The sequence below is a fragment of the Eubacterium callanderi genome (genome assembly GCF_900142645.1).
Classification (GTDB): domain Bacteria; phylum Bacillota; class Clostridia; order Eubacteriales; family Eubacteriaceae; genus Eubacterium; species Eubacterium callanderi.
In genome coordinates this window covers 131449-153362 of the sequence record NZ_FRBP01000006.1, presented here as the reverse complement: position 1 = coordinate 153362, position 21914 = coordinate 131449, and the positions used below count along the sequence as shown (strand labels likewise).

The following is a 21914-nucleotide window of genomic DNA, read 5'->3' as shown; positions in this document are numbered from 1 at the left end:
TAATTGCGTATAACCTACGTTATACGCAATTATAGCAAAAAAGATATCAAATATCAAGATTTTTTAGTTTTTATCATCCATTCCCTTTAAAAACGGCTTTTGGGTTATTTTAAAAGAAGCACGGCACAATTTTGCGCCGTGCTTATCGGTTCCCTGTTTTATTTATCTGCCGATTTAATCCTCCTGTGAGAGAAACATGGTTTCCAAAAGGTGGACTCCTGTTTTTGTTTTAAACAGACGGTCACGTATGCTTTCGATTTGAGAAGGCTTCATGCTGTCCTCATAAATATTGACCAGAAAGTCCGCTTCGATGAGCACCTGGTAATCAACGGCCTGAATACTGCCGTAAGTATGATGGTTAGCGATCAAAAAGCTGACGCGTTCCATGATTTCATCGGATACGTTATATTTTTTTAAAAAAAGACGGGCCACAGGAGGTCCCTCGATTTCCTGGTAATTTCCGGCACTGGAGCCATATTTTTTCACACTTGGCTTTATACCGATATCATGCAAAACAGCTGCGATTTCAAGGGTATCTTGCGTTCTTTCATCTAAGCCCTCCTGTTCCGCAATGATTTTGGCAAAGGCATGAACCTTTAAAAAGTGTTGAACACGGCGGGGATTTCCTTTTTCATATTCAATCATTTCGCTTATTAAATTATTCAAGATGTCTTTCATTTTTATGCACGTCCTCCTTTATAAGCATTTTACCATGTAACTTAAAGTCTACCGCTGACCAGCTGTATTGTCAATGAAGCAAAAACAGGAGTACAGGGAAAAAATTGACAAAAAAAGAAAGGCCGGAGCCTTCTTTTTCTTAATAATGCTTTACTAATTTATTTTTTAAAGGCACTGGCATAACTTTAATAATGCCAAAGACCACTGAAAAACAAATCGCCTTGTCCAGCAGATCCGTAATAATCTGAGTTGAGAAAACGGAGGCAACTATGTTGATGCCGGAGTTTTTCAGGACGGCTACAATCAGGCTGGAGCCTGATGAGGTAACGCCATTAAAGACAAAGGCGACAATAACAGAGGACATGACTGAGACAAACAGGGTTACCAGCACAATTGCCAGAACGGATTTTAAACCCTCAAAACGGCCGCTTTTAAACAGCAGCCCTGTCGATACACCGGCCACTACCTGTACTGGTAAAAAGTAAAGGGAAACTGGATCAATGGTTGCACCGTTAATGAGTGCGGTCAGTCCGCCGACGGCCGCGCCTGCTGCCGGTCCCATGAGCACTGCGGAAAGCAGTGTACCCATAGAATCCAAATAGACCGGAAGCTTAAGTACGAGCGCAACAAAGCATCCTACAAAATTTAATCCAACAGCCATGGCCATAAAAACAAGCATATTGGTTGTAAGCTTCTTCACAATAGCCACCCGCCTACTCGCAGCCGTATTTCTCATTGGATAAAACCAATGTAATATCCGATTGATGCTCAGGAAAAAGGCGTGTCATAAACATTTCCATAAAGGCTCTGGCATGTACCTGGGTAAGGACAAGGCAGTTCGGTTCTTTTTTGTAAATACCACCCACGTCTACCATGCTCATCCCGATCGCCTTGCCTTCGGTAACGACATCCACGTAGTAGGTTTTTCCTGAACAGATGGAGGGATCAATAAAGTAAGCAATGGCCAGAGGGTCATTGATGACGCAGCCAAGGGTGCGCTCCTGCTCCCAGTGAAAATCCAGATAGAACCGGGTGATATCAACGATAAAATCCGCTGCCGGATCATTAAATTGGCGCAGCAGCTCAATATAATTTGGTGTCAGAACGACTTCCCGGGTGACATCCAGCCCAACCATCGTAATGGGCCGGTCCAGTTGGTTCAGGACCATTTCAGCAGCATCAGGGTCTGCCCAGAAATTAAACTCAGCCACCGGTGAGCAGTTTCCATGGCTTTTAAAAGCTCCGCCCATTAAAACAAGCTCATCCATCCGACTTAATGCAGATTTATCGGTCTGTAAGGCCAGCGCGATATTGGTTAAAGGGCCAATGGCCAGAACAGAGACATTATCTTCCATCTTTAGAGTATTCAAAATAAAATCGACAGCGCCCTCACGATAACGGACATCTTCAATTCTTTCAAATTTAACACCGCCAAGGCCATCCTCGCCGTGTGTTTCCTCTGCAACAACCATATCTCTCAGAAGAGGGCGCGTCGCACCAAGATAAACTGGAATATCCAGACGGTCCATCACCTTTAAAATATGGAGCGCATTTTCAGCGCATTGATAACCGTTGATATTACCGGATACAATAGTAAGGCCTAAAATTTCCAATTCCGGAGAACGGCATGCCAGCATAATGGCCAGAGCATCGTCAATTCCCGGATCGCAGTCAATAATTACTTTTCTTCTTGTCATGATATTTTTCTCCTCGGTTAAGTTCAACCAGCGGATAAACGCAAAAAGGGCGCACGTGTAACCGTACGCCCTTTATAACGCTCTTTCCTTAGTTTTTTATAGAGGGATGGTTACGAACCTCTCCGTTTTAAAAACGGTTAATATGTGCAAAACAGCTTGCTTTACAGACAGCGTAAGCCATCATTTTCTATGGATACTATAGCATATTTTAAAAAATTTTACAACCTTCTTAAGCCAGGCGCTCCTCAATGAGTTTAGCCAGATCTGTGGCAATGCGGTTAAGTTCAGACTGGTCTTTGCCCTCAATCATGACACGCACCAGAGGTTCCGTGCCTGATGGGCGGATTAATACACGCCCCTGGCCGTCAAAATGCTTTTCAACCTCTGTGATTCGCTTCTGGATAATTTCATCTGTCAGGTAGTCATTTTTAGTCTGATTGGTCACTTTTGCATTCACAAGCACTTGTGGATAGGAGGTCATTAAGGACGAAAGCTCAGCTGAGGTGCGGGTTTCTTCCTTTAAGATCGTCAAAAGAGATACTGCGGTTAAAAGACCGTCGCCGGTGGTATTATGATCCAGCAAGATAACATGGCCAGATTGTTCCCCGCCGAGATTATACCCTTCTTTCAGCATTTCTTCCAGAACATAGCGGTCGCCGACATTTGTCTTAACACTTTTGCAGCCGCAGTCTTTCAAAGCGATATCGAGGCCGATATTACTCATAACGGTCACCACGACGGTATCCTTTTTCAGCCGGCCCTCCTGTTTCAGCTTTGCGCCGACCAGATGAAGGATCTTATCGCCGTCGATGATGCGGCCTTCATTGTCAACTGCCAGACAGCGGTCTGCGTCACCGTCAAAGGCAATCCCGATGTCGGCTTTTTCTGAGAGGACATGATCGCTCAGCTTGTCAAGACAGGTAGAACCGTATCCGTCATTGATGTTTTTGCCGTCTGGTTCATGACCGATCACAACCACATCGGCTCCAGCTTCCCTGAAAAACTTTGGCGCAATGCGGTAGGAAGCGCCATTGGCACAGTCCAGCACCATACGGATACCGGAAAAATCGCAGGCGAATCCTTTTGTGATGTGCTCCACATAGATTTTTTCAGGCTGCTCAAGGGTTTCGACTGAACCATCGGTCCGGTCATTGATTGTAAGCTGGTCAATGATACATTTTTCAATCTGATTTTCTACGTCATCAGAGAGCTTGTAACCTGCGCCATTAAAAAATTTAATCCCATTAAACTGATAAGGGTTGTGCGATGCGGAGATGACAATCCCGGCATCTGCCTTGATCTCGCGGGCAATGACCGCGACAGCGGGTGTTGGTATAACGCCTGCCAGTACAACTTTACCCCCTACCGAGATAATACCGTCTGTCAGAGCTTTTTCAAGAGGATCGCCCGAAATACGGGTATCCTTCCCAATAACAATTTTAGGATTATGGCTGCCCTCTGATAATATATAAGCGCCATAACGTCCAAGCTGATAGGCTAATTCTGTGGTTAACTCCTCACCAAAGACACCACGAACACCATCAGTACCAAAAAATTTTCCCATTTTTTAACCTCTATTCCATAAATCAAATTCTATTATAGCTTTAAAACAGAAATAAATCAATTCATTTAAAGGATTTTATCATGTTTTACTTATATTCGATGATTCCACCGCCTAAAAGCCTGTCCCCGTCATAAAAGACTGCAGACTGCCCAGGCATAGGCGCTCGAACAGCTTTTTCACACTCCAGATAGCCTCTGCGGTCACCGGACAGGTGGAGCCTTCCCGGATAAAGGTAACCCCAGCGGCATACTTTAAATTGTATTTCTCCTGAATATAAGCTGCCGTCAATAAAGTGAAGTTCTTTTAAAAAGATTTTCTTCTGATAAAGATCGGATTCCTCACCGAGAATAACCTCATTAAATTCTGGACGCAGAGCAGTAACAACATATTTTTTTCCGGAAATCACCGGAACGCCGCGCTTTTGCCCAACCGTATAATAATAAAAACCGTTATGGCTGCCGAGAATTTTACCAAAACGATCCCGAAAACGTCCTTCGGGCATTAATGGTGTTTCTTTTTTTATGAAACGGGCATAATTTCCATCCGGGATAAAGCAGATTCCCTGACTTTCTTCGGATTTTGGAAGCGCTATCCCCTCCTTCTCCAAAAAAGCCCGCACCGCATCTTTTGATTGAAAAGCACTCAGAGGAAAAATAAGACGGCTCAGATATTCCTGATCAAGGGTATAGAGATAATAGCTCTGGTCTTTTCTGCTATCCTCACTGGTCTTAATCTGAACCTGTCCATGACGTTTTTCAAGCCTTAAGTAGTGGCCAGTCGCGATAAATTCAGCCTCTTTTTCATTGGCGTACGCCATCAGTCCTCTGAATTTCATCCCTGCGTCACAGCGGACGCAGGGATTGGGCGTATAACCTCTGAGATATTCGCTTATAAATGGTTTTATGACCTTTTCCCTGAACTCACGCTGCCTGTTGATGCATTCATGCTGGATGCCGATTTGTTTTGCAAGGACACTGGCTTTTTCGAGAAGGGGTTCATTTCCAAAAAAATCAAAGGTTACGCCCAGTACCTCATAACCTTTGTTTTTTAAAATCAGAACAGCGGCAGCACTGTCTGCACCGCCGCTGAATCCCACAATTACTTTTTTATTTTTCATTTATCTTTTACAATTTGTCAAATGTGTTGTTTTTTTCAAAATAAACTGTTTTTTAGTCGCAAAGGATTTTTCTTCAAGCGTCATACTGACAGAGAAGTTTTCCAGGTCTGTTTCCTGATTATCTGCAATGATGCGGACAAAGGCTTCGGTCATCCAGGGATTACAGACAAGCACCGGACCAAGGGTATTTGTAAAGACCGCGTTTTTGATCTGGACGCCCTCATTGGTGTCTTTGCCGTTATTACCGTATCCATAGTTCAGCTTTCCAAAGGGCTCGTCGTTGCCGGTCAGTCTGAAATCAGCCATCTGGATCTGGTTCCCGATGATTTCCATTTGTGAGCCATTCAGGTTACAGCTGAAATAAAGATCATCACCGTAGACGGCTTTGTTTTCAGTGGTTTCCACATCAATAATGCCCAGGCCTTTGGCGACACTGCCGTCATCTCTCCTGATTTCATTGCCCCAGAGAGCAATGCTGGTTCCAGTGACAAGCATGGGACGGCCAGCCTGAATGAAGCCGCGGAGTGAAAGGTCATAAGGCTCCAGATAATCAATGATGGAAGAAAAAGAAGCGATCTCTCCCGGTGAACAGAATAAGAAATCATAATCCATTGGTGTGAAATCTTCAGTGTCAAAATCAATTTTTTCGATTTCCACCTCAAACCCTGCGGCTTCGCCCATACGCTTTAAAGCCAGAACATTTCCGCGGTCACCGTGGAGGTACAGGGAATCGGGAAACATCCACCCGATCTTTAATGTTTTTTCATTCATTTAATTGCCCTCCTCGATGTATTTTTTCATTTTATTAAAGGTTTCAAGCCATGTGATCAGATAAATATTTGAAGTATCTGCTTTTTCAATTTCTTCAAAAATCGTTTTGATATCATCGGTATCCTTGATGGCGATTTTTGACGATTCAACGCCTTCGTAAATCAACCGGTTGGCGGTATCATAGCAGACATTTTGAGAGAAACAAAAATATTTTTCAACATTCGATTCCGCAAGTGGCTTGAAGTCACAGTCAAAGCTGTAAAAGGTGTTGGTATAGAATGGGATAAAATCCGAAACCGCATAGAAGCCAAAACAGACCATTTTTTCTTCCTGGTCTGAAGCCATGATGTTTAAAGCGCTCTGGAGTGTATCCGGGTTTTCCTGCTTGATTCGCATATATTTAATGGTTTTATCCTTGTAGTGAAGCACCTCAAAACGGCCGCCAATGTTTTTAAAAGAATTAAAGGCAGGGACCGCGTCCTTGACAGAGACGCCGGCAAAGCGTTCGCAAAGCGCCAGAGCACCGCTGTAGTTATACAGCATAAACGGCAGGTCATAGGGCATATTAAAGCTTTCATCCTCAACGGTGAAAGTCTTATTTTCAAAATCAACATCCTTCACGGCATAATGGGGTGCCGCTTCACTGGAATACCCGCAGTTTGTACAGGTAAACGGACCGACGCTGTCGATGGTATAATAGTCAAAATCAACCTTATGGTAGCATTTTGGACAGGCGCAGGTCGGATAGGTTTCGTCTTTTTCAAAGGATTCAGAATGCTTTTCCACGCCATAATAAGTGACATGGTCGGTAAAGCGTTCAAAGGATTTTGTTCGAGGCTCTTCATTATTTAAATATAAATGCATTTTTGGATTCATAAAAGAGGTGAGCTTGCGATAGATAAAATCCGGGTCGCCGTTGCGCTGAACCTGATCCTTCTGCAGATTGGTGATTAACATGTTTTCAGCCGGCAGCTGGTCATAAATAAGGGGTAAATAACGCTCGTCTGTTTCAAAGACAAAATAGTCCGCCTTGAGTTTTCCGGTCATTGTCGATTCTTTTGCCAGAATGGTGGCGATGCCGGGCAGCAGGTTTGCGCCCTCGAGGTTTGATACAACGGTTTTTCCGTTTTCCCGTAAAATATGAGTCACCAGGTTGGTGGTGCTTGATTTACCATTGGTTCCTGTAATAAAAACAACCTTGGAATAGTCGATCCCCTTGAAATGCTCGACCATTCTCGGGTCTACCTTTAAGGCCTTCTCTCCAGAAAGGTTAGAACCTCTCCCCTTGCTGACAAGATTGATGAGGCCGTTAATGGCTTTAGCGTACCATAACGCCAAATAAAACTTCATACTTGTTCCTCCGTTAAACTAATCGTTAAAATATTGGTTAATGTCAGACAAATCATCTTTGTTAAAATCAGATACTAAAACTTCATGACACTCCAAGTCGACTTTATATCCTTCTTTAATGGGCGCTCCATAGCTTGAGACCGGTTCGCTTATAAAAACACCGTCCTCCCGCTCAATCACGGCTACTGTACCTTCAATCCGGTCCACAATCCCAGTCATGATGATTCCTCCTGTTTTTAACCCCTGTCCTAAGACAGAAGTATTGTTTCAGCCTTCTGAACCACAGGTATCCAGTTTGGCTTCAACTATAAAATTATAATATAAGGCAGCGGATAAGTCCAATCATATTTCCAAACTTCTTGACAAAAAAATTTACAAGAGGTATATTAGCAGTTAGCAGCTTAAAAAAGAATGATTGAAAGAAAGGAAAACCATGCTGACACTCGATAAAATCTATCATGCTTGCTATACGTTAAAAAAAGTGATTCGACCAACAGATTTGATATACGCCCCGGGGATCAAATCGGATGGAAAAATTTATTTAAAAACCGAAAATCTCCAAGTGACCGGCTCTTTTAAGGTGCGGGGCGCTTACTATAAAATTTCCCAGCTGACCGATGCGGAAAAGGAAAAAGGCGTTATTGCCTGCTCGGCCGGAAACCATGCCCAGGGTGTGGCCCTGGCCGCGACTAAAAATGGTATTAAAGCCCTGATATGCCTGCCAGACGGCGCCCCGATTTCAAAAGTTGAGGCCACGAAGCATTATGGCGCCGATGTCTGTCTTGTTGAGGGTGTCTACGACGATGCGTATCAGAAAGCTCTGGAGCTCCAGCAGGAAATGGGCTATACTTTTATTCATCCCTTTGACGATGAGAATGTCATCGCCGGTCAGGGAACCATTGGCCTTGAGTTACTGGATCAGCTTCCGGATATGGATGCGGTGATTGTTCCCATTGGCGGCGGCGGGTTGATCTCGGGCATTGCCTTTGCTATCAAATCTTTAAATCCGAATATAAAGGTCTATGGCGTGCAGGCCAGCGGCGCTCCAAGCATGCTCAACTCCATCGTCGATAAACAGATCGAGCGCCTGGATGAGGTATCGACCATTGCCGATGGCATAGCGGTAAAGGAACCGGGCAAGCATACCTTTGAGATCTGCGGGCAATATGTGGATGAAATAGCAACGGTCACAGACGATGAGATATCAACTGCAATTCTTACCCTCATTGAACAGCAGAAGCTGATTACTGAAGGCGCCGGGGCTGTATCTGTCGCGGCCGCTCTGTTCAACAAGTTTCCCATCAAGGGCAAAAAGGTGGTCTGTTTGTTGTCAGGCGGCAATATTGATGTCACGATCCTTTCACGGGTTATCAAACGCGGTCTCCTGAAATCAGGCCGTACCTGTTCATTAAATATTGAGCTGGTCGATAAGCCCGGACAGCTGAAGGGCGTATCTGCTATCATCGCCGACATGGGCGGCAACGTGGTATCCATCCACCATGAACGTGCCAGCGAGAACGCAGATGTGAACGGCTGCTACCTCAGGATCGAGCTTGAAACACGAAATTATGACCATATCCACCAAATTGAAAACGCCCTTAAGGACGCCGGATACCGGCTCAAAGACAATTTACAGTAAAAACGGATAAAAAAAGAGAAGCACTTGCAGGCCTTTCAAGCTGCAGGGGCTTCTCTTTTTTTACTTTTTATCGGTTAAGCCATGGCTTTCGAACAGGGATAAAAGCGAATCAATATCAGAATGGAGATCAATGGTGGCGTTTTGTTCAAACTGGCTGATATAGTTGTTGAAAGCCTCGATGATCGTGTCAAGGCTGGCCTCAATCTTTTCCCTTGCCTGTCTGTTTTCAGCTGTCTCTGCCTCAGTCTGGTTGAGATTATTATAAGACCTTATAATGTCCAGTGTCATAGGAAGATAGTTGATCTCAAAAGAAAAATGATACTCCTTTGGATTTTCCTCCATATGGCCCATGATTTTTTCGGTAAGGTTTTTGATGGTTTTAAGCTTTTCTGAAACCTCGGGGTTCTTCGTGTTATGAATGGCTGTATCCAGACAATCGGTTGCTTCCTTTAAAAGCTTTTTCTGTTCAAGAACACGTTTTTTATCTGCGGAGAGGCTGTCAGATAAAATCTCATCAGAAAACAGTTCAGGACAGAGTTTATCGGTGTTTTCGTTATAGTAATTTAAAACAGCCGTTTCATTGACGGCTTCGCCGTCAGCAGCTGCGTTAAAGGGTTCGTCAGCTCCTGTCGGCAGAAGTCCGTCCTTTAGCTTAAAATCAATCATTTTTTTGATGGCATCCTGTTCGGCCTTTTTTACTGAGACAGCGGCTCTTCCGCGGTCATTGACCAGCGCAAAATTGTGCTGGTCATTAAAGCCTTCCGGATAAATGGTGTTTTCCAGCATCTGTTCCGATTTCTTGATAAAAGCAAGAGGCTCTGTAGTGAAATCTCCAGGAGTCGTTTCGACATAACCCGAGAGTCCTTTCTGGGTTTTTACAAGATAGTAGGCATTAATATAGTACAGCAGCCATGAAAAATCTTTAACAGACAATTCTGAGTGATGCTTTTTAATGACTTCGGCACAGCCTTCGGCGGAAGGATTTTTGACCTCAGGATCAATTACCGGGTTATCGCTCAGGTCAATGAACAGGTTTCTTTCCTTGGCCCGGTACTGGAGAACCAGGTCAGGCACTGCGGCGAAGCGGTTATCGCTCAGATCAAGTACAAAGGAGTAGAGGCTTAGGATGAAGCCGCCTTTATATCTGTTATTCAGACGAGTGATATCCTCAAGGTTAAAGGGAATTTCCTGAATAAGGTTATGGCTCAGATCTGCTTCCTGTAGCTTGAATAAATATTCCATGCCCTCCAATGAACGAATCTCCATGCCTGACGCCTTCAGACTGCGGACTTCCTTTAAATCATCAATGGTCACAGTCTCGTTAATGTTTGATAACTTTTTTCCTGCACGTTTATTAAGCTCATTTAACACGCTGTGTGCGAGATTGACATCCGGAAAAATTTCGCCGAGCGGCACAGGACGGCTTAAATCCAGTTTTCCAGGCTTGTAAGAGGCCTTGCCGCCAAATAGTTTTTTAAAAATTCCCATATGATCGATTCCTTTCTTCGTATTCAATGCCTCATGGCTTGCAGATTCCACAGGGCGTATAGCCCTGCCCCACAGCATCATCACGGGTTTCAAAAGTGGTCTGATTATCTGCTTTTGGCAGCCCGCTGCAGCTTGTAAGATGAAATTTCTTTGTTTTTGTGTTTCCAATATAGACGATAGGTTTTGCCGAGATGGCCGAGGATTCATCAGCAGGTGCCGGGTTTTCCATTTTGCCGCTGTTTTGTGTGATGAAGCTGATCCCATGGCCGTCGCTGATGGCCACCACATTGCCCTCTCTATCCGTTTGGAAAATGGTTTTTCCCTTCAGTTTGTTTAAAGTGTTTTCGCTCGGGTGGCCGTAGGTGTTATCCCGTCCAACACTGATCACCGCGTACTGCGGATTAACAAGGGAAAGAAAAAGTTCCCCTGTAGAGGTATCGCTTCCATGATGGCCGACCTTGAGAACATCGCTTTTAAGCTTTAACCCTGCCTGAGCGATGGCATCCTGCTCATCTTCATTTTCCCCGTCACCGGTAAATAAAAACGATGTCTCGCCATAGGCTACTCTGGCGATGGGCGAATAATCATTGAGCTCTGCATAGCTTTTCCCTTCAATCGGAGAAAAAAGATCAATAGAAACAGTATCGCCTGCCGGGATACTGACGCCGGCATAGGCGGCAGTGGCTTTTAAGCCTTTTTCATTCATAGCTTTCATAAAGTTTTCAAACAGCATCGTATTGTGTGCAACCTTTGGTAGATAGACGCTTCCGACAGTGTAGTTTTTTAGAATTTTTTCAGCAGCCCCCATGTGGTCACTGTGTGGATGGGTGATGAGCATAACGTCAAGCTTTTCGACTTTTTGAGCCTTCAGGTAAATGTTGATGGTATCATAATTCTCTGGATTGCCCGTATCAATCAGAATATTTTTATTGTCTGGCGTCTGGATCAGGGTACAGTCGCCCTGCCCTACATCAATATAGTGAACCCGCAGCGTTCCCTCCGCATCGACGGAAAGCCCGGGGTCATCCTTAAGCGCGGAGCATCCGAACACCGAGAATACAAGAAAGACTGCAGTCAGCAGTAGGCCTAAAAATTTATGTTTTGTCACGATTCTTCCTCTTTTTTAATGGTTTGGTCAATTAATTTTTCCTTTGTATCTTCTTCCCTCGCCTGCTTTTCCCGGTTTTGCTGGCCGATGCTGTAAGCGCCGGAGATAATAGCGCCGACAAAGCAGGCTGTGCTGAAAATGCTGGTAACTGAAATAACAATGGCAGTAAACTGGCTGTAAAACATGCCTTCCACGCGAACCGGATAAATATCGCCATATCCGATGGTAGAAAAGGATACAAACAGATAATAGAGCAGGTCCAGATAGTCTAGAGGCCGTTCTGTGGCGTGCTGAAAGAAAAAGGGGTTGGTTTTCCAGCAGCTGTAGATCATTAAATACAGGATTCCCAGCTCACATCCCATCAAGGCGCCCATACCCTTTATGATACCAAAAGCCTCGCGGTTTCTGCGCCGTTCATTGGTGGGCTTCATCAAAATATTGGGATTGATAATGGCGCGGATCATGACAGAAAAGCACAAAAACAGGGCGAAAAGGAGTCCGATAAAGGTCAGAAGAAGGCTTGGCCGGGATACAAAGCTGGCAAAATAGACAAAGGAATGGCCCAGCAGCAGATAAAAAATAACATCGACATAACGGCTAACCATGTCATCCTCAAATTGATCAAGCCCTACAAAAAGCTTTTGCACAAAATACATGATAACAATGAAGATGATGAAAGTAGCCACCAAACCCAGAATCTCGCGCACAGTGACCATATGGCTCATGGAGATAGCAATAACCGAGATGACTAAAAGCAGGGCGTTTACGGTCAGAAGCCCGTGACGGTCGTAATAGCGGGTTAATTTTAGGAGATAGCGGCGCACTGGACGGATCCGTGTCCCGGCTTCCATATTCTTGCGCAGAAGAGCTTTGTAGTGCTCTCTGTTGATATATAAAAACACCTCAAACAGAAAAAGACAGAGGACAAAAATATCATAAAAAATCAGAATGGCGTTGCCGTTTGCCAGAGTCTGATGCACGGTCAGATCATTTACTACATTATCCATTCTACGTACCTCTCTAATGTTTATTAATGAGCGCCAGCTTTTGCTTACGGGTGAGGCTTTTGATCGCGGCTTCACGCCGCAGCGCGTCGCTTTTATTGTCAAATTCCTCTTTGTATACCAGCTCAACCGGTTTGCGGCTTTTAGTATACTTGGCACCTTTGCCGCTGTTGTGGGCTTTCAGGCGCTTTTCGATGTCGGTTGTCCAACCTGTATACAGGCTGCTATCTTTACATTTTAATATATACACGTAGTGTTTGTCCATAAACAGTATGTCATCCTTAATGATATTTTTCATTAAAAAAGATCCCCGGAGGGATCTTTAAATTCCATTTGGGACAGTCCTAGAACTCGTTTCTTGGTCTTCTGGTAGACTGTTTTCTTTTAGATCTGCATTCTTTACATCTTTTAGGTTCGTTATCGAAGCCTTTTTCTTTGTAAAATTCCTGTTCACCAACAGTGAATACAAATTCAGCACCACAATCCTGACAAACTAAAGTTTTATCTTCCATTGTGTCTAGTTACCTCCATTTAAAATTTCTTGTACAGGGTCTGATTCAGTTTTTAAATGGAGTAGATGTTTCAGGACATGGTAACCATTTGAAATCAATGTAATCATTACTATACTATGGGTTTATTATACACTAATTATTTGTTGTTTGTAAAGCGATTTCTACCAGAATTGTGTTAATTTTGCATTTTATGTTTTTGTTTTTTAAAGGGCACAGCGCAAAATTGTGCTGTGCTTACCAAATCTGTAAAATAAAAAAAATAGTCATTGCGTATCGTTGCGCAATGACTATTTTTATATTTTCTAAAATTAATTACGAAACGTATTAATTTTGATTTTCCGATACCATCATTTCCTTAACCTTCATCAAACGGGTAATGTTTCCACGCTCGTTATCTTCCAGCTTCATGGTAATGTACTTGATGGTTTCCAGCATTTCCGGAATCATGACGTGTTCCAGTGCGTTGACACGGCGTCTTGTCTTTTCAATTTCATCAGCCAGCATGTTACAGGTTTTTTCAACCTCTGCCAGCTCGATGAGCAGCGGTAAAAGAGCTGCCATGTCCAGTACCGCGCCGTCCAGCTCGCCTGATGTAAAGGCAAAGCCGTACGGCAGATCTGTACCGCCTTCAATGGCTGTGTACTTGATGGTCGGCACATCGACATTCATGATGTTTTGTTTTCCAAGCTCTATGGTCGCTTCACGGGCCGGACACAAAAGCGCCTCGGTTACCGCTGCCTCGCCCATTCTGGCGCCGGCAATGGCAAAACGTCCCATGGCAGCACCCAGCTGCTCTTCAATTTCTTCCCGGAGTTCTTTATTTCTGCGGATATATCCCATAAAACGCCTTACCATTTCGTCCCGTTTATCCTTTAAGAGCTTATGGCCTCTTGTGGCTGTCTTAAGCCTTTTCTTGAGACGGGTCAGCTCCATCCGGGTAGGATTTACACGAATAGCCATGGCTTATTCCTCCTCGTCTATGATATCATCGTCTTCACTTAGCGGAGAGGGAATGTATTCATCAATATATTCGTCCTTAATACGTTTGAGCTCTGTACGCGGCAGGATGGATAAAAGCTCCCAGCCAATGGTCAGGGTTTCTTCGATGGTCCGGTTGGTCTCAAAGCCCTGGGATACATAGCGTTCCTCAAATTCTGTTGCAAAGCGCGCGTAGATTTTATCGACATCAGACAGCGCTGCGTCCCCCAGGATAACAGCCAGTTCCTTGGCGTCCTTCCCACGGGCATAGGCTGAGAACAGCTGGTTCATGGTATCAGCGTGATCTTTACGGGTCTTGCCTTCCCCGATTCCCTTATCTTTAAGACGGCTGAGCGATGGCAATACATCGATCGGAGGCTCAATCCCTCTTCTGTACAGATCTCTGGATAAGATAATCTGGCCTTCGGTGATATACCCGGTTAAGTCGGGAATTGGGTGAGTTTTATCATCTTCAGGCATGGAGAGGATTGGAATCTGGGTGATGGAGCCTTTTTTACCTCGCATACGGCCGGCACGTTCATACAGGGTCGCGAGGTCGGTATACAGGTAGCCAGGATAGCCACGGCGGCCTGGGACTTCCTTTCGGGCTGCGGAGACTTCACGCAGTGCCTCGGCGTAGTTGGTGATATCGGTCAGGATGACCAGCACCTGCATATCCAGCTCATAGGCCAGATACTCGGCACAGGTGATTGCCATACGTGGTGTGGAAATACGTTCGACAGCCGGGTCGTTGGCGTAGTTCATAAACAGCACTGCACGTTCGATAGCGCCTGTACGGCGGAAATCCTTGACGAAGAAGTCTGCTTCTTCAAAGGTGATCCCGATGGCGGCAAAGACAACGGCAAAACCTTCGTCGTTGTCGAGAACGCGGGCCTGGCGGGCAATCTGTGCCGCCAGCTGCGCGTGCGGCAGACCAGAGCCGGAGAATACCGGCAGTTTTTGTCCACGAACCAGAGTGTTCAGACCATCGATGGCAGAAACGCCTGTCTGAATAAATTCAGCAGGGTAATCGCGGGCAACTGGGTTCATCGGTGAACCGTTGATGTCCAGTTTCTTTTCCGGAATAATTTCCGGGCCGCCGTCGGTTGGGCGTCCCATACCGTCAAATACACGGCCGAGCATATCCTTGCTCACGCCGAGCTCGATGCCGTGGCCCTGGAAACGTACTTTGGAGTTTGAGATTCGCAGGCCCTGGGAGCTTTCATAGAGCTGTACCATGGCTTTATCGCCATTGACCTCGAGAACTTTACCAAGACGTTTTTCACCGTCGGCCTGCTCGATTTCGACCAGCTCGTCGTATTTTACACCTTCTACATGGTCGACCAGCATCAATGGGCCGACGACTTCACTAATGGTTTTGTACTCTTTATTCATCGTCACCACTTCCTTCCATCAGTGCTAAGAACTCAGCTTCCATTTCGGCGGCAATGGCCGGGAAGCGTTCTTCTTTCTGGTCTTCCGGTACGTATTTCATACGGGCAATTTTTTCCCGGATATCCATGGTGATGATTTTAGCAAAGGGCACGTTCAATTCAAGGGCGGCAACGCCTTTTTCGTACCAGGCCAGAATCATGCTCAGCATGGCGTATTGTTTTTCAAGAGAAGAATAGGTATCAATATCGTCAAAAGCAGACTGGTGCAGGTAATCCTCACGGATCGACTGAGCGCACTCCAGTGTCAGGCGGTCCTTAAAGCCCAGGGCGTCTACCCCGACGAGACGGACAATTTCATCCAGCTCAGCTTCTTCCTGGAGGATCTGCATGGTCTGGCGAACATGAACAGACCAGTCGGTCTCAACTGATTTGTCAAAATAAACATTCATTTTGTCACTGTACAGCGAGTAGCTCTGCAGCCAGTCAATGGCTGGGAAGTGACGTTTGTACGCCAGGTTGGCGTTCAGGCTCCAGAATACCTTAACGATACGCAGGGTTGCCTGGGATACGGGTTCGGAGATGTCACCACCCGGAGGTGATACGGCCCCTATGGCGGAAATAGCGCCATAACGATCTTCTGAGCCAAGGCATTTGACAAAGCCTGCACGTTCGTAGAATTCTGCCAATCTGGAGGAAAGATAGGCTGGGTAGCCTTCTTCACCAGGCATTTCTTCAAGACGGCCGGACATTTCACGCAGCGCCTCGGCCCAGCGTGATGTGGAGTCGGCCATAATTGCCACTTTATAGCCCATATCACGGAAGTATTCCGCGATTGTGATACCGGTATAGATGGATGCTTCACGGGCGGCTACGGGCATATCTGAGGTATTTGCGATAAGAACGGTACGCTTCATCAGGGACAGGCCGGTACGCGGGTCATGCAGTTCCGGGAATTCCATCAGAACATCGGTCATTTCATTACCACGTTCGCCACAGCCAATGTAGACAATGATGTCGGCATCGGCCCATTTTGCCAGCTGATGCTGTACAACGGTTTTACCGGAACCGAACGGTCCTGGAATAGCGGCGATACCGCCCTTGGCGATCGGGAACAGCGTGTCAATGACGCGTTGGCCGGTGACCATGGGTTCATCGGGTGCGATTTTTTCTGTATAGGGACGGCCGCGTCGCACTGGCCAGCTTCTGAGCATGGGCACTTCCACGATCTCTCCGTCCTTTTTCTTAATTCTGGCAATGGGTTCGACAATATTGGCTTCACCGTCGAAAACCCAATCAACGGTTCCTTCCAGTTTTGGCGGCATCATGATTTTCTGAAGCACTGCCGGTGTTTCCTGTACAGTACCGATCACATCGCCGGGTTTTAGCACATCGCCTTTCTGGCAGGCCGGTACAAAGGGCCATTTCTTTTCGCGGTCAAGCTTGGGAACATCAATCCCTCTGCTGATACGGTCTCCGGATTCGTTGTAAATGGTGGTCAGCGGTCTCTGGATACCGTCAAAAATACTTTCAATCAGGCCAGGGGCCAAATCAACGGACAGGGGTTCACCTGTCACATATACGGGTTCGCCTGGGCCTAGGCCGGCGGTTTCTTCATATACCTGGATAGAGGCTCTGTCACCTCTTAATTCAATTACTTCACCAATGAGTCGTTTTTCACTGACTCGGACAACGTCAAACATCTGAACATCGGCCAGGCCGGTTGCTACAATCAGCGGACCGGCAACCTTGACAATTGTCCCTACTTGCTTCATGGTTGATTGTTCATTGGGCTGAATCATCGTTCTATCCACCCCTTTCTATAGTTTATAAAATATCTGCGCCAATGGCTTTTTCAATGTTATCCTGAATCCCCTTCATGCCTAATCCGTTGGTTCCAAAACGGTTTGGAATTGGGATGATGGCTGGAAAGGGCTCTGTTTTATACTTTTCAATGGCTTCCGGCACCAGGGCGGCGGCCTGTTCGGTAATGTAAATGACAGCTGTTTCTTCTTTGGCCAGCGCGTGGATGGCTTTTTCGATATCCTTCGCTGCATTGGCATAAACGGTGCGAACTCCGAGCGCCTGGAAAACCATGATGGAATCCTGATCGCCGATAACGGCTAATTTAGCTTGCTCACTCATGATTTCCTCCTAAATAACGCCGAGTTCCGCGAGCGGTATTTTAATACCGGAGCGTTTACCCGCAAACATGACCCGAAGGGCCTTTCCTTCAACCTGACGTTGGAACAGGTAGTTTGCGATGGGGCCGATGCTGAAGGAATCACTCCTTCGTTCGTGAATCATGTTGAAAGCCGCATCTTCAAACTTCTGTTCGACTTCTGACAAATTTCCGTCCTGTGCATAGCGTTCAAGAACAGACTTGATCAGAATGCTGTGTTCTCCGTGTCCCAGCTGTTTTGCCAGCTGTTCATTCGGAATATCCGTTGCGTCAAGCAGTGCCTTTTCTTCGATTTCACCGCCTGGTATCAACAGAGGTTTTACCTTGAAGGTCCCCCAGTCCAGAATATTGGCTCTGAGTACTGTCAGAATATTGGTAAAATCAATTTTTGCTTTGTAATATTTTTTCAGCAGCTCGCTTGAATGCTTCTGCTGTGATAAGGTTTCTAAAATCTGTGCATAAGCCGCGTTATCAATGGTCACACTGATGACTCTGGGGTCGGTGACATCCTCAAGACGCTTCAATGGCTCTCTGAAGCATTCCGGCAAAAGACTGTAATCACCGTGCTCCAGGGCTTTCTGAAGAATATCCAGCGGAATGCCGCCGCCTTCAAGCAGAAGGTTTTCGACTTCGACCCGCTGCAGCTGTCCTTTTAATATGGCTTTGATGTTATGGACATCTGTTGGGATAAGCAGAAGATCAGTTACCGTCTTATCCGGGGTGATCTCATTGATGAGGTTCCGGGTTTTGGTCAGCTCTGCGTCAATCAGGTTATCGAGCTGGCTGTGGTCCTTGGCTTCTGCGCCATAGCCGATTTCATCCAGGAGCTTGAGCGCTTCGGTTTCATCGGCCTCCCAGAGGCGGTTCCAGCGTGTCCGGTCGATAAGGCCTGCTTCCTGCACCTTGATACGCCCTATTGCATAGGGATAACTGGTTTCAGACATGGCCTACACCTCCACTTCAAAAAGCATTTCTGCAACCTCTCGCTCATATTTTTCGCGGGCGTCATCGATGAGAACATCGAAGGAGCCATTGACATCGCTCATTTCACCGATGAGCATAACGCCGGAATTAAAAGATGCCGGTGTTTCGTCAAGGGTCAGCTCTCCAATTTTTCCGGCTTCCTTAAGGGCGGCGTTCAGCTTGTTCAGCAGACCGTCACTGTACCGCTTCATATCCTTTTCAGGGACTTGCAGTTTTTCGGTTCCGGTTTCAGAGCCATTCACGACAATCTTTGTCACGAGCGCTTCGTAGCGGCTTTCGTCAAGAGTGTCGAGAGCTGTTCTTGCTTTGTCAAAAACTTCATCGATAACCTTACGTTTGACGGCCAGAATGTTTTTTCTGGAATCTAAACGGGTCATCAGCTGGCTTCTGCGGTGGACTTCCTCCACATCGGCCTTTTCTTTATTTTTTAGCGCGTTCAATGTCAGCTCTGTACGGCGCTCAATGGCGGCCACAGAGGACTGAACCTTTTCTGCCGTTTCCTGTTCGATCAAAGCCACATCTTCATTGGCCTTTTCCAGGATTTTTTCAATAATTTTATCGGCACTCACACGCTGTCACCTCACTTTCACGTGTTTTGCAGTTTTTATAACTGGATGCTGTAGATTAACAGGATGGATACGAGTAAGGCTAAGATCGCGTAAGTTTCTACGATCGCGGTAATGGTGATCCCTTTTGCGAAAGCAGATTCATCCTTGGCGGTCATATGAATAGACGCTGCAGCGGCTTTCCCCTGGGCAATCCCGGAGAGTAAGCCAACGATGCCGATTGGGAAACCGGCTGCCAGGAAAGACATTCCCTGATATAAACTTAAATCAAGAGGGGTGCCCCCTAAAATACCGATCTGAACCATGATAAGAACCGCTGTCAGGAAGCCATAGATCCCCTGTGTGCCTGGCAGTGCCTGGAGTACAAGCATTTTACCGAACATTTCCGGACGTTCCGCAACAACGCCTGCTGCGGCTTCACCACTAATCTGAACACCCTTGGCAGAACCAATACCTGCTAAACCGGCAGCGATTGCTGCACCAAAAATAGCTAATGCTAAACCTAAAGACATGATTTCATTCCTCCTAAACTTCTTTAGAATTGTCAATGACATCTATTGATTTTGTCTGAATTGCCAGTGGTTCGAAGTTATAACCACCGCCATCGTAAAACTTATTAAAAAATTCAATATACTGGAGACGGCTGTCGTGCACATAAGCGGACAGGAGGCTCATTGTGATATTGAAAGCATGGCCGATAAAGTAGATCACAAGGGATAAGATAAACCCGAGCACATTGATCTGCACCATTCCGGCCAGAATATTCATAACCATGGCGATAACGCCGGTGGCCAGTCCTAAAGCAAGAATACGGGCATAGGACAGAATATCACTCAGGTAGCTGGTGACATCATAAAGTCCCATAATACCGCCGAATGCCTTGCCCACAATATTTTTCTTTTCACGGCCTGCTGTAAAGAGGATAATGACCGCGCCCACAATGGCGAGGACCATTCCCACGGTTCTGGTCTGTTCTAAAAAGATCAAACCTGCGCCGGCAATCAGCAGCATCCAGCTGACCTGATCAAAGATCGCGTCCAGCACATGGCCGGCGCGGACCTGCTCTACGATTTTGATGGCCATACCCGAGAAGATATGGAGCACCCCGATCACCAGAGAAAAGATCAGCATCGCTACCGGGTTATCCAGCGGCGAGAAGAGAATGGGATGAAAGGTTTCACCAAAATAGCTGCCGAAAAGTATCCCAAAAATCATGGTTGTGATGCTGGAATAAAACAAAAGTGTAACCAGCATACCAAACTGTCCCTTTGGTTTCATGATCTTTTTCATGAGTCCAAAGATAATGGCCATGAGCGCTCCGTAGCCAAAGTCCCCCATCATCATCCCGAAAATTACCCAAAACCACGGTGCGGACACTGGTGTAGGATCGATGGTTCCCGGCTTTGGCGGGGAGTACATATCTGTAATTGACTCAAAGGGCTTCCAGAACTTTTTATTTTTCAGTGCTGTCGGGGGCTGTTCGCCTTCCTCTGGGTCGCTGTATTCCAGATCATATACGTCTGTTACCTGGCTGACGGCATTTTCAACCGATTCCATCCGGTCATTTCTTACCCAGCCTTCCACACAAACTGTTTCAACCGTTTCCATGAACTTTACAGACTGGCGTTCCTGCTCGGCTTTATACTGTTCACTCAGAAGTTCAAGCTCCTGCTGTGACCCGGCCAGCTCAGCCATCTGTTTTTCATAGGATTCAATATCCTTTTCCAGAAGCTCAATTTTTTCCTGATTGCTCTTGCTGATTTCAGACGCGGTTCCTGTTACTCTCGGGAGGGATGCCTCTACAAAACCAAGAACCTTGATATTGTCTGAAAGAGCGGCATCGTCCTCCATGAAGGAGACAATCAGAGCTGCCTGGCCTTCAGCTGTTTTTCCAAAAAGCTGAATTTCAGCATTGTGTTCCGCCACAGCGGCAACGATTTCTTCATGTACGAGAGGTGGCAGATACCCAATATGAAAATTGGTGTACTGCGTTGGTCTCAGCTCTTCGATGGGAACATCCATCGAAAGCCATGGCTCCAGCTGGGAGCACTCGGATTTCAACGTCATAATTTCAGAATGTGCTGCTGAAAGCTTATCCGAGATCGCTGAGGTTTCCTGAACCAGAGCTTCGCCCTTTTCGTTACGCTTAATAAACTCATCGTAACCATATACCGGGCGGTCGCTGAAAAAGCTTTTCTTTTTCTGATAACGCTGCATAAACCGCAGCATGGCATCTGCCTGCTGTACGTCTAAATCAATCTGTTCATTTTTTGCGGTTTGTTCTGTCTCTTCGTCGGGTGGAATAGCCATGAACTCACCGCACCTCTGAAGTGAAAGCAGAAGAGCTTCCTTATCTTCCTTCAGGGCAATGAGCTTTGCTTTTTTCATTGGAATAATCATTGCGTTTCTACCCTTTCCAAAATAAATTCAACCGCCTTCGGGACACGAGTCCTGGCATTTTCAGCCATCTTCTCATCTGCGAGACCCGCATCGTGAAGGACGCGTTCCATTTCTTTTTCGGCCAATGCCTCCTCCTGCAGAAGAACTGCTTCAGAAGCTTCCTTGGCCTCAAGAATCAATGCGTCGCCCTTTTCCCTGGCTTCGGCCTCGGCCTGACGCAGGGTTTCACGCGCTTTTGCTTTTGCCTCCGAACGCATTTCTGCTGCACGCTCTTCAGCCTTGTTGATTGAATCCAGAATCGACATTTAATCACCACCTTTACTCTCAAATTCACACAAATTCAGATTTTCTTTATTCTTTATGACCGCTTCTGTCTTTATACCCAGATTCTTTCAGCAGCAAAAGAAATAATTGGACTTAAAAGCAATCTTTTTTGTTGACGTTTACAGGTTTGTTTTTAAAACAAAAGACAGACACTGTCTTTT

Annotated in this window: 23 protein-coding genes and 1 riboswitch; of the genes, 1 reads left to right on the top strand and 22 read right to left on the bottom strand. The window is 46.0% G+C overall.

Going from position 1 to position 21914, the window contains the following annotated elements:
* Positions 1 to 174 precede the first annotated feature (174 nt).
* From BUC22_RS09385 to BUC22_RS09350, 8 genes are all read right to left on the bottom strand, one after another.
* Entirely contained in the window at positions 175 to 678 is a 504-nt protein-coding gene (locus tag BUC22_RS09385) for an HD domain-containing protein (RefSeq protein ID WP_013380511.1), read from the bottom strand.
* Between the two features lie 139 nt (positions 679 to 817).
* Positions 818 to 1378, bottom strand: coding sequence for an ECF transporter S component (locus tag BUC22_RS09380; protein ID WP_013380510.1), 561 nt, complete (start codon positions 1376 to 1378; stop codon positions 818 to 820).
* Positions 1379 to 1391: 13 nt separating this feature from the next.
* Positions 1392 to 2375, bottom strand: a complete 984-nt coding sequence (locus BUC22_RS09375) for a nucleoside hydrolase (RefSeq protein WP_013380509.1) — start codon at positions 2373 to 2375, stop codon at positions 1392 to 1394.
* Positions 2376 to 2457: 82 nt separating this feature from the next.
* Positions 2458 to 2502, bottom strand: a riboswitch (PreQ1 riboswitch).
* A gap of 102 nt (positions 2503 to 2604) precedes the next feature.
* Positions 2605 to 3939, bottom strand: a complete 1335-nt coding sequence (glmM, locus tag BUC22_RS09370) for a phosphoglucosamine mutase (protein WP_013380508.1) — start codon at positions 3937 to 3939, stop codon at positions 2605 to 2607.
* A gap of 85 nt (positions 3940 to 4024) precedes the next feature.
* Positions 4025 to 5056 (bottom strand): tRNA 2-thiouridine(34) synthase MnmA, encoded by a 1032-nt coding sequence (gene mnmA / locus BUC22_RS09365; RefSeq protein ID WP_013380507.1) that lies wholly within the window; start codon positions 5054 to 5056, stop codon positions 4025 to 4027.
* Positions 5057 to 5827 carry a type 1 glutamine amidotransferase gene (locus tag BUC22_RS09360; protein WP_013380506.1) on the bottom strand — a complete coding sequence of 257 codons (771 nt, stop codon included), beginning with the start codon at positions 5825 to 5827 and terminating at the stop codon, positions 5057 to 5059. It lies immediately after the preceding gene.
* Positions 5828 to 7177 carry a Mur ligase family protein gene (locus tag BUC22_RS09355; protein WP_073382802.1) on the bottom strand — a complete coding sequence of 450 codons (1350 nt, stop codon included), beginning with the start codon at positions 7175 to 7177 and terminating at the stop codon, positions 5828 to 5830. It lies immediately after the preceding gene.
* Positions 7178 to 7195: 18 nt separating this feature from the next.
* Complete coding sequence (locus BUC22_RS09350) at positions 7196 to 7396, bottom strand: hypothetical protein (protein ID WP_013380504.1); 201 nt, start codon at positions 7394 to 7396, stop codon at positions 7196 to 7198.
* A gap of 214 nt (positions 7397 to 7610) precedes the next feature.
* On the opposite strand from BUC22_RS09350, the gene ilvA reads away from it, so the two are divergent.
* A complete protein-coding gene (gene ilvA / locus BUC22_RS09345; protein ID WP_073382857.1) occupies positions 7611 to 8816 on the top strand; it encodes a threonine ammonia-lyase in 1206 nt (401 codons plus the stop codon).
* Positions 8817 to 8876: 60 nt separating this feature from the next.
* Here ilvA and BUC22_RS09340 read toward each other — a convergent pair whose 3' ends face one another.
* The 14 genes from BUC22_RS09340 to BUC22_RS09275 all read right to left on the bottom strand — a co-directional run bounded on the left by BUC22_RS09340 (position 8877) and on the right by BUC22_RS09275 (position 21734).
* Positions 8877 to 10304: a 5-bromo-4-chloroindolyl phosphate hydrolysis family protein gene (locus BUC22_RS09340; protein ID WP_013380502.1), complete on the bottom strand. Its 1428-nt coding sequence runs from the start codon at positions 10302 to 10304 to the stop codon at positions 8877 to 8879.
* Between the two features lie 31 nt (positions 10305 to 10335).
* A complete protein-coding gene (locus BUC22_RS09335; RefSeq protein ID WP_013380501.1) occupies positions 10336 to 11412 on the bottom strand; it encodes a ComEC/Rec2 family competence protein in 1077 nt (358 codons plus the stop codon).
* A complete protein-coding gene (locus BUC22_RS09330) occupies positions 11409 to 12419 on the bottom strand; it encodes an ion channel (protein WP_013380500.1) in 1011 nt (336 codons plus the stop codon). Before BUC22_RS09330 ends, BUC22_RS09335 begins: the two co-directional genes overlap by 4 nt.
* 13 nt (positions 12420 to 12432) lie before the next feature.
* Positions 12433 to 12714 carry a GIY-YIG nuclease family protein gene (locus tag BUC22_RS09325; RefSeq protein ID WP_013380499.1) on the bottom strand — a complete coding sequence of 94 codons (282 nt, stop codon included), beginning with the start codon at positions 12712 to 12714 and terminating at the stop codon, positions 12433 to 12435.
* Between the two features lie 46 nt (positions 12715 to 12760).
* Entirely contained in the window at positions 12761 to 12928 is a 168-nt protein-coding gene (locus tag BUC22_RS09320; RefSeq protein ID WP_013380498.1) for a zinc-ribbon domain-containing protein, read from the bottom strand.
* 324 nt (positions 12929 to 13252) lie between these two features.
* On the bottom strand, positions 13253 to 13888 hold the full coding sequence (locus BUC22_RS09315) for a V-type ATP synthase subunit D (RefSeq protein ID WP_013380496.1): 636 nt from the start codon (positions 13886 to 13888) through the stop codon (positions 13253 to 13255).
* A gap of 3 nt (positions 13889 to 13891) precedes the next feature.
* Entirely contained in the window at positions 13892 to 15301 is a 1410-nt protein-coding gene (locus BUC22_RS09310) for a V-type ATP synthase subunit B (RefSeq protein WP_013380495.1), read from the bottom strand.
* Positions 15294 to 17099 (bottom strand): V-type ATP synthase subunit A, encoded by a 1806-nt coding sequence (locus BUC22_RS09305; protein ID WP_013380494.1) that lies wholly within the window; start codon positions 17097 to 17099, stop codon positions 15294 to 15296. The genes BUC22_RS09310 and BUC22_RS09305 overlap by 8 nt, the downstream gene beginning before the upstream one ends.
* Before the next feature lie 25 nt (positions 17100 to 17124).
* The gene (locus BUC22_RS09300) at positions 17125 to 17442 is read right to left on the bottom strand and encodes a V-type ATP synthase subunit F (RefSeq protein WP_013380493.1); all 318 of its coding nucleotides are present in this window, start codon (positions 17440 to 17442) and stop codon (positions 17125 to 17127) included.
* A 9-nt stretch (positions 17443 to 17451) separates the two neighbouring features.
* Complete coding sequence (locus BUC22_RS09295) at positions 17452 to 18423, bottom strand: V-type ATPase subunit (protein ID WP_013380492.1); 972 nt, start codon at positions 18421 to 18423, stop codon at positions 17452 to 17454.
* 3 nt (positions 18424 to 18426) lie between these two features.
* Positions 18427 to 19032: a V-type ATP synthase subunit E gene (locus BUC22_RS09290; protein ID WP_013380491.1), complete on the bottom strand. Its 606-nt coding sequence runs from the start codon at positions 19030 to 19032 to the stop codon at positions 18427 to 18429.
* A gap of 35 nt (positions 19033 to 19067) precedes the next feature.
* The gene (locus BUC22_RS09285; RefSeq protein ID WP_013380490.1) at positions 19068 to 19541 is read right to left on the bottom strand and encodes a V-type ATP synthase subunit K; all 474 of its coding nucleotides are present in this window, start codon (positions 19539 to 19541) and stop codon (positions 19068 to 19070) included.
* Positions 19542 to 19554: 13 nt separating this feature from the next.
* On the bottom strand, positions 19555 to 21429 hold the full coding sequence (locus tag BUC22_RS09280) for a V-type ATP synthase subunit I (protein ID WP_013380489.1): 1875 nt from the start codon (positions 21427 to 21429) through the stop codon (positions 19555 to 19557).
* Positions 21426 to 21734 (bottom strand): hypothetical protein, encoded by a 309-nt coding sequence (locus BUC22_RS09275; protein WP_013380488.1) that lies wholly within the window; start codon positions 21732 to 21734, stop codon positions 21426 to 21428. Before BUC22_RS09275 ends, BUC22_RS09280 begins: the two co-directional genes overlap by 4 nt.
* Between the last annotated feature and the right edge of the window lie 180 nt (positions 21735 to 21914).

Bases quoted from the DNA above. Each gene is read 5' to 3' on its own strand.
- BUC22_RS09385 (WP_013380511.1), bottom strand. From the start codon at position 678: ATGAAAGACATCTTGAATAATTTAATAAGCGAAATGATTGAATATGAA.
- BUC22_RS09375 (WP_013380509.1), bottom strand. From the start codon at position 2,375: ATGACAAGAAGAAAAGTAATTATTGACTGCGATCCGGGAATTGACGAT.
- glmM (WP_013380508.1), bottom strand. From the start codon at position 3,939: ATGGGAAAATTTTTTGGTACTGATGGTGTTCGTGGTGTCTTTGGTGAG.
- mnmA (WP_013380507.1), bottom strand. From the start codon at position 5,056: ATGAAAAATAAAAAAGTAATTGTGGGATTCAGCGGCGGTGCAGACAGT.
- BUC22_RS09360 (WP_013380506.1), bottom strand. From the start codon at position 5,827: ATGAATGAAAAAACATTAAAGATCGGGTGGATGTTTCCCGATTCCCTG.
- BUC22_RS09355 (WP_073382802.1), bottom strand. From the start codon at position 7,177: ATGAAGTTTTATTTGGCGTTATGGTACGCTAAAGCCATTAACGGCCTC.
- BUC22_RS09350 (WP_013380504.1), bottom strand. From the start codon at position 7,396: ATGACTGGGATTGTGGACCGGATTGAAGGTACAGTAGCCGTGATTGAG.
- ilvA (WP_073382857.1), top strand. From the start codon at position 7,611: ATGCTGACACTCGATAAAATCTATCATGCTTGCTATACGTTAAAAAAA.
- BUC22_RS09340 (WP_013380502.1), bottom strand. From the start codon at position 10,304: ATGGGAATTTTTAAAAAACTATTTGGCGGCAAGGCCTCTTACAAGCCT.
- BUC22_RS09330 (WP_013380500.1), bottom strand. From the start codon at position 12,419: ATGGATAATGTAGTAAATGATCTGACCGTGCATCAGACTCTGGCAAAC.
- BUC22_RS09325 (WP_013380499.1), bottom strand. From the start codon at position 12,714: ATGAAAAATATCATTAAGGATGACATACTGTTTATGGACAAACACTAC.
- BUC22_RS09320 (WP_013380498.1), bottom strand. From the start codon at position 12,928: ATGGAAGATAAAACTTTAGTTTGTCAGGATTGTGGTGCTGAATTTGTA.
- BUC22_RS09315 (WP_013380496.1), bottom strand. From the start codon at position 13,888: ATGGCTATTCGTGTAAATCCTACCCGGATGGAGCTGACCCGTCTCAAG.
- BUC22_RS09310 (WP_013380495.1), bottom strand. From the start codon at position 15,301: ATGAATAAAGAGTACAAAACCATTAGTGAAGTCGTCGGCCCATTGATG.
- BUC22_RS09305 (WP_013380494.1), bottom strand. From the start codon at position 17,099: ATGATTCAGCCCAATGAACAATCAACCATGAAGCAAGTAGGGACAATT.
- BUC22_RS09300 (WP_013380493.1), bottom strand. From the start codon at position 17,442: ATGAGTGAGCAAGCTAAATTAGCCGTTATCGGCGATCAGGATTCCATC.
- BUC22_RS09295 (WP_013380492.1), bottom strand. From the start codon at position 18,423: ATGTCTGAAACCAGTTATCCCTATGCAATAGGGCGTATCAAGGTGCAG.
- BUC22_RS09285 (WP_013380490.1), bottom strand. From the start codon at position 19,541: ATGTCTTTAGGTTTAGCATTAGCTATTTTTGGTGCAGCAATCGCTGCC.
- BUC22_RS09280 (WP_013380489.1), bottom strand. From the start codon at position 21,429: ATGATTATTCCAATGAAAAAAGCAAAGCTCATTGCCCTGAAGGAAGAT.
- BUC22_RS09275 (WP_013380488.1), bottom strand. From the start codon at position 21,734: ATGTCGATTCTGGATTCAATCAACAAGGCTGAAGAGCGTGCAGCAGAA.